The sequence below is a fragment of the Spongiibacter taiwanensis genome (assembly GCF_023702635.1).
GTDB classification, from domain to species: domain Bacteria; phylum Pseudomonadota; class Gammaproteobacteria; order Pseudomonadales; family Spongiibacteraceae; genus Spongiibacter; species Spongiibacter taiwanensis.
The window spans coordinates 2,086,523-2,099,456 of sequence record NZ_CP098455.1 but is presented as its reverse complement, the minus strand read 5'-3'; the positions used below and the strand labels follow the sequence as shown (position 1 = coordinate 2,099,456).

Below are 12,934 nucleotides of genomic sequence, written 5' to 3'. Positions count from 1 at the left end.
AAACGGCAAAGCCAGCTCCTGGGCTGCACTCGCTCGCGGCCTGAGTAGGAGACTGAGAAGCACCAGAAAAGAATGATCAAGCTTACCTTGAGTAAGCAGATTTTAAGCAACACGCGCTGTTTTTGGCTTGTCCTCGCCATCGATAGAACGCAACAGAGCCACAATAAAGGTGATAACCCTGTATGGAAGAAAAGAAAAATTACGATTCTTCGAGTATCAAAGTTCTTAAAGGCCTTGATGCCGTCCGTAAACGTCCGGGCATGTACATTGGTGACACCGACGACGGTACTGGCCTGCATCACATGGTGTTCGAAATTGTCGACAACTCGATTGATGAGGCTCTCGCAGGGCACTGCAGCAAAATCCTGATTACCATTCACCCTGATGAATCGGTGTCGGTGGTGGATGACGGCCGCGGTATTCCCACAGAAATGCACGAGGAAGGCGTGTCAGCTGCCGAAGTCATCATGACCGTATTGCATGCCGGCGGTAAGTTTGACGACAACACCTATAAAGTTTCGGGTGGTCTCCACGGTGTTGGTGTGTCGGTGGTAAATGCCCTGTCCGAGGAACTGCGCTTAACCGTGCGCCGCGAGGGTAAGGTCCACGAACAAGTTTACAAGCACGGGGTTCCGCAAGAGCCGCTAAAAGTCACGGGTGAAACAGAGCGCACGGGTACCGAGGTTCGCTTCAAACCCTCTGCTCAGACCTTCACTAATATCGAATTTCATTTTGACTACCTTGCCAAGCGCCTACGGGAGCTGGCCTTTCTGAACTCGGGTGTCCATATCGAGCTGAAAGATGAGCGCAGCGGCGAGCAGGAAGTCTTCCGCTATGACGGCGGTCTCAGTGCTTTTGTTGGCTACCTTAACCAGAACCGCAACGCGGTGAATAAAATTTTCCACTTCAATACCGAAGCCGATGGCATAGGTGTTGAGGTTGCCCTGCAGTGGAATGATAGTTTTCAGGAAAACATCTTTTGCTACACCAACAACATTCCCCAGCGTGATGGCGGTACTCACCTCGCCGGCTTTCGCGCTGCGCTGACCCGTAGTCTGAACAATTACATTGAGCGTGAAGGTCTGGCGAAAAAAGCCAAAATTAGCACTACGGGTGACGACGCCCGGGAGGGACTGGTAGCGGTGATCTCGGTGAAGGTTCCGGATCCTAAATTCTCCTCCCAGACCAAAGACAAACTGGTTTCCAGTGAAGTGAAAACAGTGGTTGAGCAGGCTATGACGGCTCAGTTTGGTGATTTTCTTTTGGAAAGCCCCAATGAGGCCAAGCTGATTGTTCAGAAAATGTTGGATGCCGCCCGTGCGCGTGAGGCAGCGCGGAAAGCTCGCGAAATGACGCGCCGCAAAGGTGCCCTCGATATAGCGGGTCTGCCAGGAAAGCTGGCAGACTGCCAGGAAAAGGACCCTGCCCTTTCTGAGCTTTATCTGGTGGAGGGTGACTCGGCCGGTGGTTCTGCCAAACAAGGCCGCGACCGCCGAACCCAAGCGATTCTGCCCTTGAAGGGTAAAATCTTGAACGTCGAAAAAGCGCGTTTTGACAAAATGCTGTCCTCGGCCGAAGTGGGTACGATGGTGACCGCACTTGGCTGCGGCATTGGCAAGGACGAGTTCAATGTCGAAAAGCTGCGCTACCACAGCATTATCATCATGACCGATGCGGACGTCGACGGCTCCCACATCCGCACCCTGCTGCTCACTTTCTTCTTCCGGCAAATGCCCGAGCTGATTGAGCACGGTCATGTATTTATTGCCCAACCGCCGCTGTATAAAATTTCGCGAGGTAAACAACATCAATACCTTAAGGATGAGGCGGCACTGGCGAATTACCTGACCCAGTCTGCTCTCGATGGGGCTGCGCTGTACGTGCACCCTGAAGCGGCACCGATAACCGGGACCGGCCTTGAGGAGCTGGTTGGCCAATATCGTAAAGTGGAAACGGTCATCGATCGCTTGTCGCGGATTTACCCGCCGACCATTCTGCGTGAGACCATTTACCTGCCGACCCTGTCAGTGGTGGATCTTGCCGATCGCAGCAAAGTTGATGCCTGGGCGACGCAGCTCGCTGAGGCGACGGTACAGCTGGAAGCCAAGGATCAGCGCTTCCGCTACGATGTGCGGGTAATCGAAAATACCGAGCTCCACCTGTTCGTTCCTGAAGTCGAGGTTACCTCTCATGGAGTGAGCGCCCACTATCATTTTGGCCGTGACTTTTTCGGTTCATCAGACTACCAGGCCATCGTAAACCTGGGGGAAAGCCTGCAGGGTCTCCTGGAAGAAGGCGCGTATATCCAGCGCGGTGAGCGTAAACAGGAGGTAGAAACCTTCGATCAGGTCATGGAGTGGTTAATGCGACAGGCTGAGCGGGGCTTCAATGTGCAACGCTATAAAGGTCTGGGTGAAATGAACCCGGATCAGCTTTGGGAAACCACCATGGACCCCGATGCCAGGCGGATGCTGCGGGTGACCATAGAGGACGCCATAGCAGCCGACCAGATTTTCACCACGTTAATGGGTGATCAGGTAGAGCCGCGGCGGGAATTTATAGAGAGCAATGCTTTGAAGGTAGCAAACCTGGATATTTAACGCCGTTTGCTGTCTGAAGCTGTCAGCCCCGCCCTGCGCGGGGCTTTTTGCTTGTCTGGCCTGTTCGATGTTCTAGGCGATGCTTGCAGCCAATCTTGCGCTAATTGCTCTCGCCCTGTTCTATCGTCCTATCTCGGCGCAGCGTTCTTCAATCCAACGACTGGCTTCTTCCATCACGGCCTTGCTGTCGCGACCTTCGGTAGTCATTGGTTCCCCAATAACCAGGGTGATGGTGCCGGGATAGATTACCAGGCTTTTTGCCGGCCAACAGTAACCGGCGTTGTGGGCGATGGGTAACACGGGAACGCCTGCAGCCACTGCGATGCTAGCGCCGCTTCGGGCGTAATTTCCTACGACCCCGGGAGCCACCCGGGTGCCCTCTGGGAAAATCAAAACATTGTATTGATTGTGCAACCGGCTCAAGCCCATCTCCATGGTCTGTTTTAATGCGGCGCGGGGATTACTCCGGTCAATGCCAATGGCATTCATCATGCGCAGCGCCCAGCCGAAAAATGGCACCTTGAACAGCTCTCGTTTAACCACCGTCGCGACCGGTGATAAAAACCATTGCAAGTAAAAGGTTTCCCACTGGCTTTGATGTTTTGACAGCGCGACGTAGGGTGTCGTCTCTGGCAGCTTGCCAATTACCTTGGTTTTAACGCCGCAGCAGATGCGCAGCCAGCCAACAATTAAATAATTGCCAACAATGAAATAGCGGCTGCGCTTGTGAAACGGCAGGTAAAACGTAAAGGCGATGCCGGTGAGGCTGAAAAACATGGTAATCAGCGCGTAACCGGTGAAGAAAATTGCTGAGCGAGGATACGCCAGAAGCCGAGTTAGTCCAGTCATTACCGACAATCTCAAAGTATAGTTACTACGCCAAATGGCCCACCGTGAGGCGGTGGGCCATTTTGGTTCAGACGTTTTTGCTTACCACCAGGCGCGAAATATCAGCAACTTGCAAAAACAGCGACTGCAATTGGGCAAGCAGTGCCAACCGGTTATTGCGAAGGGCTTCGTCGTCAGCGTTGACCATCACGTTGTCGAAAAAGCTGTCCACAACCTGCTGCAAATCCGCCAGGGATTTAAGCCCCGTCTCGTACTCCCCCGCTGCAAACAGAGGGCCTACTTTTTGCTGCTGCGTCGCCACGGCTTCTGCCAATGCAGTTTCTGCCGGCTCGCTCAATAATGAGTCGTTAACGGTACTGCTGGCGCCGCTCGACTTGCTGAGAATGTTGGATACTCGCTTGTTGGCCGCAGCCAGGGCTTCTGCTTCGGGCAGTGTGGTGAAGCTCTGCACGGCCTTCACCCTTGCATCGATATCGGTGGGGCTGCTCAGGCCCTTGGCATGCACGGCAGAAAAGACTTCTGCGCTAATGCCCTGGTCTTCATACCAGGCTTTGAGTCGCTCCAGGATATAGGACAGTATCTGCTCTATAAGGGCATCATTGGGCTCTACCGCAGGGTGCTGGCCAATCGCCATTTCGATAAGTGGGCGCAGATCCAGGGGCAGCTGCTTTTCGATAATGAGCCGTAGCACGGCAAGGGAGGCCCGCCGCAGTGCAAAAGGATCTTTGGACCCACTGGGTAGCTGGCCAATGCCAAAAATGCCGGTAATCGTGTCGAGGCGGTCAGCCAGTGCGATCACCGTGCCGACGGCGGTTTTGGGTAATTCATCGTTGGCAAAGCGCGGCATATATTGCTCGTTCATTGCCGCTGCCACATCGGGCTGCTCGCCATCATTACTGGCATAGTAGAAGCCGGCGATACCCTGCATATCGTCGAATTCACCAACCATCTCGGTAACCAGGTCGCTCTTACAGAGCAAAGCGGCACGTTGGCTCTGGGCCTGTGATACCCCTAGTTGTTTGGCGATTTCACCAGCAAGTGCGGCGATGCGCTCGGTTTTGTCAAAGAGCGTTCCCAGTTTTTCTTGAAACACAATGCGACGCAGTTTTTCTCGCTGCTGTTCCAAGGTGGTCTTGCAGTCGGTTTCAAAGAAGAAAGCGGCATCACTCAGGCGCGGTCTGATGACCCGTTCATTTCCATCAATAACTTTCTGTGGCGCACTGCTTTGAATATTCGACACGGTGATAAAATGCGGCATAAGATTTCCGTTATTATCCATCACGTGAAAATACTTTTGATGCTCCTTCATGGAGGAAATGAGTGCTTCTGCAGGCACTTGCAAGAAGCGCGCTTCAAAACTGCCGGATAACGCAGTGGGCCACTCGACCAGTGCGGTGACCTCGTCGAGCAAGTCGCTATCGATAATGGCCTTGCCGCCAAGACGCTGCCCTTCCGCCTCAACCTGTTCACGAATCATTTGACGGCGGCGTTTAAAATCGGCGATCACTTTACCTTTCGCTTCGAGGGTGGCTTCGTACTCGCTCGCGGTGGTCAACGTGATTGGGCCGGTGCTATGGAAGCGATGGCCGCGGGTTTGATTACTGCTGGTTAGCCCCAACACCGGCGGACAGTCGACTACCTCAGACCCGAAGATCACCACCAGCCAATGGGCAGGGCGGACAAACTCGGCTCGAGAGGCGCCCCAGCGCATCCGTTTTGGAATGGGTAAACCGGCCAGCGCCGCTTCAATTGCTGGCCCGACCACCTCAGCGGTTTTTGCGCCCGCCAATTGCGAACGAAAACACAGTTTGTCCTGCTTGCCGTCGTTGGCAACAAACGCCTTCAGGTTTGCCGCATCAATGCCATTTTTCTCGGCGAAGGCGAGCGCGGCCCGGGTGGGCTGACCAGCGTCATCAAAGGCCACTTTGGTCGGCGGTCCCCAGGCTTCCACCGCTTTTTCCGGACCCTCTTCTGCCAGGCCAGAGACTAATACAGCCAGACGACGTGGTGAGGCGAAGGGGGTGATGTTGCTGTAAGCCAACTCAAAACTGGCCAGCTGGGCAGCAATCCCGTCGCAAAATGCATTGGATAATGACAGCAAGGCCTTAGGTGGCAATTCTTCTGTGCCCAGCTCGATAAGCAGATCGCGCTGACTCATGCTTTTTCCTCCAGTCCAGCCAACACCTGGGTACGCAGCGATTCCTCGGCCAAGGGGAAGCCTAAAGCCGCCCGGGAATCAAAGTAAGCTTGGGCCACTGCCCGCGCCAGACCACGAACCCGAAGGATGAAGCGCTGGCGCTCGGTCACCGAAATGGCGTGGCGGGCGTCAAGCAGGTTAAAAGAATGAGAAGCCTTCATTACCATTTCATAGGCGGGCAGCGGCAGCCCTTTTTCGATGAGTCGCTGACTTTCTGACTCGCAGTGATCAAATTGTTTGAACAGTTGATCTACATCGGCTTCCTCAAAATTGAAGCGCGACATTTCAACCTCGTTCTGGTGAAACACATCGCCGTAGCTGACCGGGCCCTGGGGGCCGTGGGTCCAGACAAGATCATAGATACTGTCCACACCTTGCAGATACATGGCGATGCGCTCCAGCCCATAAGTGATTTCGCCACTGACCGGGAAACACTCGAGGCCGCCCACCTGTTGGAAGTAGGTGAACTGGGTAACTTCCATCCCGTTCAGCCAGACTTCCCAGCCCAGCCCCCAGGCACCAAGAGTTGGCGACTCCCAGTTGTCTTCCACAAAGCGAATGTCGTGTACGGTAGGATCGATACCGAGCATCTTCAGCGAGTCGAGATAGAGCTCCTGAATGTTACTCGGCGAGGGCTTCATGATGACCTGGAACTGATAGTAATGTTGCAGGCGGTTGGGGTTCTCACCGTAGCGGCCGTCGGTAGGTCGGCGACAGGGCTGCACGTAAGCCGTGTTCCAGCTCTCCGGGCCAATGGCCCGCAGGAAGGTTGCCGGGTGGAAGGTGCCCGCCCCCACTTCCATATCCAGTGGTTGCAGGATGACACAGCCCTGCTCGGCCCAGAATTGCTGCAGCGCCAGAATAAGTCCCTGAAAGGTGCCAACGTCGGCCTTGCTCACAGTCGTTCCCCGTAGATAAAACAAAGAGACGAATTATACAGAGTTGGGCCCTTTTGAGGGCATTTCCGGGACCAAAAGGGCCATTACTTTTGGTCTCGCGCCGGGCTTATCGGTTGGCCCCAGCGCTAGTGCCGGTAGCAACGGACTTGGTACTATCGGGGTCTTCCGAGTTTGGGTGTGCAGTTTCATGGGAAAAATTATTGGTGCGGTGCTTGGCTTTTTGGTCGGCGGACCGCTGTTGGCATTGGTAGGCCTCGCCGCGGGGCACTTTTTTGATCGCGGCCTGCGGCAGGCGATGGGCTTTAATTATACCGCCGAGCGCCAGCGGATAGAGGCGGTGTTTTTCGATACGGTGTTCAGGGTGTTGGGTCACCTCGCCAAGGCCGATGGTCGGGTCAGTGAATCGGAAATTGCCCAGGCCGAAGCGATCATGAGCCAGCTCAAGTTGTCGCCGGAGCGCCGGCAGCAGGCGATTGCCCGCTTCAAGGAGGGGAGCGCGGCGGATTTCAGCCTTGAGCCCCAAATTGCCAGCTTCGTGCAGGCGGTGGGAAGACAGAATTTACTGCGTCGCCTGTTGCTTGAGGCCCTCCTTGCCATGGCCTTGGCCGATGGCCACCTTCACGATGCCGAGCGTGAAGTGCTGTCTAAGGTGGCTCTGTACTTGGGCGTCTCTACGGCGGATTTTGAGCGCTTGTTGCAAATGGCCAATGCCCAGCGGCATTTTCACAGTGGCGGCTACAGCCAGGGAGGGGGCGCGCCAAGCGACGCACTCGCCGACGCCTATGAAGCGCTCGGGGTGGATAAGACCTGCAGCGATGCCGAGCTCAAACGCGCGTACCGTAAATTGATGAGCGAACATCACCCGGACAAGCTCATTGCCCGGGGGGTGCCTGATGAGATGCTAAAACTGGCCACCGAAAAGTCCCAGGAAATTCAGGCCGCCTACGAGCTGATCAAGAAAAACCGGGCGTGACCGGCTAAGGGTTGCGGTGCTGAGCGCTAGACGTATTGGGCCAGCTGAATATCGTGGTAGCGCTTTGCCCAGGAGACAAAGGATTGGGCGGGAAGTGCGGGAGAGTAGAGAAAGCCCTGTACCAGGTCACAGTTGCGCTCGCGCAGAATACGCCGCTGAGCCAGGGTTTCGACCCCCTCGGCCACCACTTCCATATCAAAACTGTGGGCCATGGCGATAATGGCGTTGGCCAAGGTAATACTGTCTTCGCTACCGTCGATATCGTGAATAAAACTGCGATCAATTTTCAGGGTATCGAAGGGATAGCGCTTGAGGTAGCTGAGTGAGGCGTAACCGGTGCCGAAGTCGTCGATCGACAGACGCACACCGAGTTCTTTCAGGGCGCTGAAACACTGGCGGATATTGGCCGCGTCGTTGATCAACAGGCCTTCAGTGATTTCCAGCTCCAGCTGGTCGGCGGGCAGCCCTGAGTCGGCCAGGGCACGCTGGACACTTTTCACGACCTCCCCTTCCCGAAATTGGCGGGCCGAAATATTGACCGCCAAGCGCAATGGCGGCAGTCCTTGTTGCTGCCAATTTACCGCTTGTTTGCAGGCTTGCTGGAGAACCCAGTCGCCAATATGGACGATCAAACCGCTGTCCTCGGCGATGTGAATGAAGGCATCGGGCGGCGGGTTTTGCAGGGTTTCGTTGCGCCAGCGCAGGAGGACTTCGGCCCCGGTGAGCTGGCCGCTGGCTAGGTCGATAACGGGCTGGTAATGGAGAATAAACTCGTCTCGCTCAATGGCGTGGCGCAGATGGTTTTCGGTTTGCATCCGGCGTTCAATGCGTGAACTCATTGACTCGTCAAAGACGCAGCTGCGGTTGCCTCCCTCATCTTTTGCCACAAACATGGCGGCTTCGGCGCTGCGCATCAGGGCGCTGGCATTGATACCGTCATCGGGGAACTGGGTCAGGCCAATACTGGCGGTGAGGTTGATCTCGTTATTGTCTATGTAAAAGGGTTGTCGCACCGCTTCAAGCAGGGTGTCGCATACTGCCCCGCTCTCTTCCAGGCCGGTGCCGTCGGAGAACAACAGTAAAAATTCGTCGGCGCCAATGTGCGCGAGCACCTGGTCATCACCCAGTTGTCCGCGCAGCCGGTCGGCGATGGCATTGAGAAGCTTGTCCACCACAATGTGGCCGAGGGAATCGTTAAGGTAGCGGATACGGTCAAAATCGATATGGGCTAACACAAAGGACTCGCCGCTGCTGCGACAGGCGGCGACGCTGTTTTTCAGTTTCTTAATGGCCAGATCCCGGTTGGGCAGGCCGGTGAGCATGCTGTAGTGCTCGCGGATAAAGAGTCGATCCGCGATGGCCTTGTGCTCCGAGATGTCCTCGGTGTTGACCAGCAACAGCTCCCAGTGACCGTTCTTATCGAGCAGAGGGGTGATGGTCACCATGGTGTGGAGGTCTTTGCCTTCCACCGGAAAGCGCATTTCTCCCTTCCAGGCATTGCCCTGGGTCACTGCCCGCTCAATGCGCTTGATGGTTTTTTCCGGCACGTACTTGCCCAGGTGGCGGACATTAAACCGGTTGTTCAGGGCGGCCGGATCGATCTTCATCATTTCGGCATAGCGGGGATTCCAATAGGTGATGGACAGATCCCGGTCGAGCAGCATGATCGATGTGGAGCCCTGCTCCAACAGCAATTCGAGGTAGTTGATCCGCTTATTATGTTGGGCCAATTCTCGACGTTGTTGCCAAAAATGAGTGAGGCTGACCACCAGGCAGGCGAAGAGCCCGGCAGCCACCAATAGCGCGCCATTGAGTTGTTCGCTGGCCGTTGTTAACGGCAGCATGGCGCCGATGCCGGCGGCAACCGAAACAACAATCACTGTGATCGCGAGTAGCAAGAATCTCATGCAAAACCTGCATGCCGTGTAAATGGGGACCAGCATAGCCGAGACGGCATTAGGACGATAGCACATCCGTTATAGCGCAGAGGGGTTTATGGCGAGGGCTTGTGCCCAATGTAGAGCGCAAGGCTCGCCTGCTTGCCCGATGCCCGCTCGACTTGACGTTCCTCATAATAGCCTAGCGTCAACTGGGGAAAATGTGACGGCAACTCGGACTTTTTTAGCACGAACCGCGGATTGATCGAGTCCTGGGGCGCGCAGGGGTTCTCAACGAAGGTTTGGTAGAACAGCACGCCCCCGGGCTTGAGTGCGTCGGCGATTGCCGGCATCAGTTGCCGCTCCAGAAAATAACTCACCACGATGACATCAAAGGATTGATGCCCGGGCGGCTCAGCCAGGGCATCGCGGCACCGCGGCGAGATAGCCAGTTCCCGATGGCTTGTGTAGTCGGTCAGGCGATGGATGGCGGTGTCGGAAATATCCCAGGCCTCGCAAACTAACCCGCGACTGGCCAGAAACAGGGCGTTGCCGCCCAGGCCACAGGCCAGATCCAGCGCTGTCCCGGCAGAGGGCAGGTGTCCCGCCTGCTCTGCCAGCAACTCACAGGGCGGTTTGGGCATGGCGGTATCCGCGTGGCGCCGATTCCACTTGGCGCGGCTGGACTCTAAGGTCAGCGGCGCCAGAACGAGGGCATGAACAGCACCAATAAGGTGAAGATTTCCAGCCGTCCCAAGAGCATGGCGTAGCAGAGAATCCACTTGCCAGTATCACTAACGCTGCGGTAGCTCTGGGCAACTTCCCCCAAGCCTGGCCCCAGGTTATTGATCGACGCGGCGGTGGCAGAAAATGCAGTCACGGCATCCAGGCCCAGGCCCATCATGATCAGCGTGATCAGCATGAACGAGATCAGGTAGATGGCAATGAAGCTCCACACTGCACTGATAACCTTGGCTTCTACCCGGTGGCGGCCCACTTTCAGCGGAATCACCGCGCTGGGGTGGAGCAACTGGCGCATTTCCCGCAGACCCTGTTTGGCGACCAGCATCACCCGGATGACCTTCATGCCACCACCGGTAGACCCCGAGCAGCCGCCAACAAAGGACAACATGATCAGTGCCATCGGCAAAAAGCTGGGCCAAATGGAAAAATCCTGGGCGCCAAAACCGGCGGTTGTGGCAACGGATACGGTGTGGAATATGCCGTGGACAAAGCTGTCGGCCAGGTCAAAGGTCTGGCGATTGTACAGCTCCAGACTGATCGCCAGGGCGGCAATGGCCAGCAGCGACAGGTAAAACTTACTCTCCGAGTCCTGCAGGTAGTGACGCCAACGCAGCTGCAAAATGCTGTGAAAGTGGGTGGCAAAGCTCATGCCCGAAATCACCATAAAGGCGCTGCAAATCATCAAAATCAGATCGCTTTGGAAATAGCCCATGCTGGCGTCGTGGGTGGAAAACCCGCCGATTGCAATGGTCGAAAAGGCATGACAGATGGCATCGAAGGGCGACATGCCGGCCAGCCAGTAACTCACCGAGCACAAGGCCGTGAGTCCCAGGTACATCAAGAACAGCAGTTTTGCGGTGCCGGCGATGCGCGGCGTGAGCTTGCTATCTTTGACCGGGCCGGGAATTTCGGCCCGGAATAACTGCATGCCCCCGATGCCGAGAATAGGCAGGATGGCCACCGCAATAACGATGATCCCGATGCCCCCCAGCCACTGCAAAAACTGGCGATAAAACAGAATGGAGATGGGCAGTTCGTCCAGGCCGACAATCACGGTGGCGCCGGTGGTGGTCAGCCCGGAGATGGATTCGAACACCGCCTCGCTGACCGATAGCCCAGGGTGGTCGGCCAGGTAGAACGGTAGCGCACCGAATAGCCCCAGGACGGTCCAGAAGAGGGATACCACCAAAAAACCATCGCGGATGCCCAGATCCCGGCGTTGCTTTCGACAGGGAAACCACAACACTAAGCCGCTAATAAAGGTAACCGCAAACGCACTGGCAAAGGCGTGAAATGCGCCGTCGGCAAACAGCAGCGACAACCCCGCCGGCACCGCCATGGTCAGGCTGAAGATCATCAAGAGTACGCCGATAATTCTTGCGATGATGCTTAGATGCATTGGCCTGCGCTGCTAGCGAAATTAGAAGAAAGTGAAACCAACCTGAAACAACTTCTCTACCTGTTTGATTCGGGATTTGTCGATCAAAAACAGAATCAGGTGGTCTTCCGATTCCACCACCAGGTGGCTGTGGGCAATCAGCACATCGTCGCCACGGACCAGAGCGCCGATGCTTACCCCTTCTGGCAAGTCGATTTCGTCCAGTCGTCGGCCGACGACTTTTGAGGAACGGTTGTCGCCGTGGGCGATAATCTCTAACGCTTCTGCCGCGCCTCGGCGCAGCGCGTGGACATTGTAGATATCCCCCCGCCGAACATGGGTGAGCAGGCTGCCGATGGTGATCTGCTGGGGTGATAGCGCAATGTCGATGTCGCCGCCTTGCACCAGGTCCACATAGGCGGGGTTGGTGATCAGGGTGATCACCTTTTTGGCGCCCATGCGTTTTGCCAGCAGCGACGACATGATGTTGGCTTCGTCATCGTTGGTCAGTGCCAGAAAGACATCGGTTTCATCGATATTTTCCTGGGCCAGCAAGTCGTGGTCTGAGGCACTGCCATGCAATACGATGGCGCGGCTCAGGTGCTCAGACAACATGCGACACCGGTCGTAGCTGCGCTCGATAATCTTGATGTGATACCGGCCTTCCGTGGCCATCGCCAGGCGCTCGCCAATGTTGCCGCCGCCGGCAATGACCAGGCGCTTGTAGGAGGTGTCGACCTTACGCAGCTCGCTCATCACCGGCATGATGTTTTTCTTGGCGGCGATAAAGAAGACCTCGTCGCCGGCCTCCACCACTGTGTTGCCCTCGGGGGCGATGGCGGTGCCACGACGGAAAATCGCGGCAACCCGGGTGTCGACGTTGGGCATGTGTTCGCGAATGGTGGATAGCTCATTGCCTACCAGGGGGCCGCCGTAATAGGCCTTCACCGCCACCAATTGGACCTTGCCATCGGCAAAATCCAAAACCTGCAGCGCGCCCGGATACTGCAGCAGACGCTTGATGTACTTTGTGACCAGATCTTCCGGGCTGATAAAGACATCGATGGGGATGGCGTCATTGCCAAATAGCTTCTCTACATGGGTGTAGGCATTGGCGCGAATACGGGAGATTTTGGTCGGCGTCCGAAACAGGGTGTAGGCAACCTGGCAGGCCACCATGTTGATCTCGTCGCTGTTGGTGACCGCGATCAGCATGTCGGCATCATCGGCACCGGCCCGGGCGAGTACGTCGGGGTGGGAGGCAGAGCCGGCAACCGTGCCGATATCGAGGCGGTCCTGTAACTCCCTCAGCCGATCCTGATCCCGATCCACTACCGTGATGTCGTTATGTTCGCTGGCGAGGTTGGCCGCCAACGTGCCACCGACCTGTCCGGCACCGAGAATAATGATCTTCATG

General features: G+C 56.2%; 9 protein-coding genes. 2 read left to right on the top strand and 7 right to left on the bottom strand.

The features are described 5' to 3' along the window. Nucleotides 1-182: 182 nt before the first annotated feature. Nucleotides 183-2,600 (top strand): DNA topoisomerase (ATP-hydrolyzing) subunit B, encoded by a 2,418-nt coding sequence (gyrB, locus tag NCG89_RS09730; protein WP_251086333.1) that lies wholly within the window; start codon nucleotides 183-185, stop codon nucleotides 2,598-2,600. 120 nt (nucleotides 2,601-2,720) lie between these two features. Here gyrB and NCG89_RS09725 read toward each other — a convergent pair whose 3' ends face one another. From NCG89_RS09725 to glyQ, 3 genes are all read right to left on the bottom strand, one after another. Beyond that, nucleotides 2,721-3,449, bottom strand: coding sequence for a lysophospholipid acyltransferase family protein (locus tag NCG89_RS09725; RefSeq protein WP_251086332.1), 729 nt, complete (start codon nucleotides 3,447-3,449; stop codon nucleotides 2,721-2,723). Between the two features lie 67 nt (nucleotides 3,450-3,516). Beyond that, complete coding sequence (gene glyS / locus NCG89_RS09720) at nucleotides 3,517-5,607, bottom strand: glycine--tRNA ligase subunit beta (protein WP_251086331.1); 2,091 nt, start codon at nucleotides 5,605-5,607, stop codon at nucleotides 3,517-3,519. After that, nucleotides 5,604-6,545 (bottom strand): glycine--tRNA ligase subunit alpha, encoded by a 942-nt coding sequence (gene glyQ / locus NCG89_RS09715; RefSeq protein ID WP_251086330.1) that lies wholly within the window; start codon nucleotides 6,543-6,545, stop codon nucleotides 5,604-5,606. Before glyQ ends, glyS begins: the two co-directional genes overlap by 4 nt. Nucleotides 6,546-6,732: 187 nt before the next feature. Between glyQ and djlA the strand changes: the two genes are divergently transcribed. Further along, entirely contained in the window at nucleotides 6,733-7,518 is a 786-nt protein-coding gene (gene djlA / locus NCG89_RS09710; RefSeq protein ID WP_251086329.1) for a co-chaperone DjlA, read from the top strand. Between the two features lie 26 nt (nucleotides 7,519-7,544). Here djlA and NCG89_RS09705 read toward each other — a convergent pair whose 3' ends face one another. The 4 genes from NCG89_RS09705 to trkA form a co-directional block, all read right to left on the bottom strand. Then, entirely contained in the window at nucleotides 7,545-9,425 is a 1,881-nt protein-coding gene (locus NCG89_RS09705; protein ID WP_251086328.1) for a putative bifunctional diguanylate cyclase/phosphodiesterase, read from the bottom strand. An 86-nt stretch (nucleotides 9,426-9,511) separates the two neighbouring features. Next, nucleotides 9,512-10,039, bottom strand: coding sequence for a class I SAM-dependent methyltransferase (locus tag NCG89_RS09700; RefSeq protein ID WP_251086327.1), 528 nt, complete (start codon nucleotides 10,037-10,039; stop codon nucleotides 9,512-9,514). Between the two features lie 50 nt (nucleotides 10,040-10,089). Beyond that, nucleotides 10,090-11,538, bottom strand: a complete 1,449-nt coding sequence (locus tag NCG89_RS09695) for a TrkH family potassium uptake protein (RefSeq protein ID WP_251086326.1) — start codon at nucleotides 11,536-11,538, stop codon at nucleotides 10,090-10,092. Nucleotides 11,539-11,559: 21 nt separating this feature from the next. Continuing rightward, nucleotides 11,560-12,933, bottom strand: coding sequence for a Trk system potassium transporter TrkA (gene trkA, locus NCG89_RS09690; RefSeq protein WP_251086325.1), 1,374 nt, complete (start codon nucleotides 12,931-12,933; stop codon nucleotides 11,560-11,562). Between the last annotated feature and the right edge of the window lies 1 nt (nucleotide 12,934).

What these genes read in the sequence shown, in the direction of transcription:
- gyrB (WP_251086333.1), top strand. Translation starts at nt 183, where the DNA reads ATGGAAGAAAAGAAAAATTACGATTCTTCGAGTATCAAAGTTCTTAAA.
- NCG89_RS09725 (WP_251086332.1), bottom strand. Translation starts at nt 3,449, where the DNA reads ATGACTGGACTAACTCGGCTTCTGGCGTATCCTCGCTCAGCAATTTTC.
- glyS (WP_251086331.1), bottom strand. Translation starts at nt 5,607, where the DNA reads ATGAGTCAGCGCGATCTGCTTATCGAGCTGGGCACAGAAGAATTGCCA.
- djlA (WP_251086329.1), top strand. Translation starts at nt 6,733, where the DNA reads ATGGGAAAAATTATTGGTGCGGTGCTTGGCTTTTTGGTCGGCGGACCG.
- NCG89_RS09705 (WP_251086328.1), bottom strand. Translation starts at nt 9,425, where the DNA reads ATGAGATTCTTGCTACTCGCGATCACAGTGATTGTTGTTTCGGTTGCC.
- NCG89_RS09700 (WP_251086327.1), bottom strand. Translation starts at nt 10,039, where the DNA reads ATGCCCAAACCGCCCTGTGAGTTGCTGGCAGAGCAGGCGGGACACCTG.
- NCG89_RS09695 (WP_251086326.1), bottom strand. Translation starts at nt 11,538, where the DNA reads ATGCATCTAAGCATCATCGCAAGAATTATCGGCGTACTCTTGATGATC.
- trkA (WP_251086325.1), bottom strand. Translation starts at nt 12,933, where the DNA reads ATGAAGATCATTATTCTCGGTGCCGGACAGGTCGGTGGCACGTTGGCG.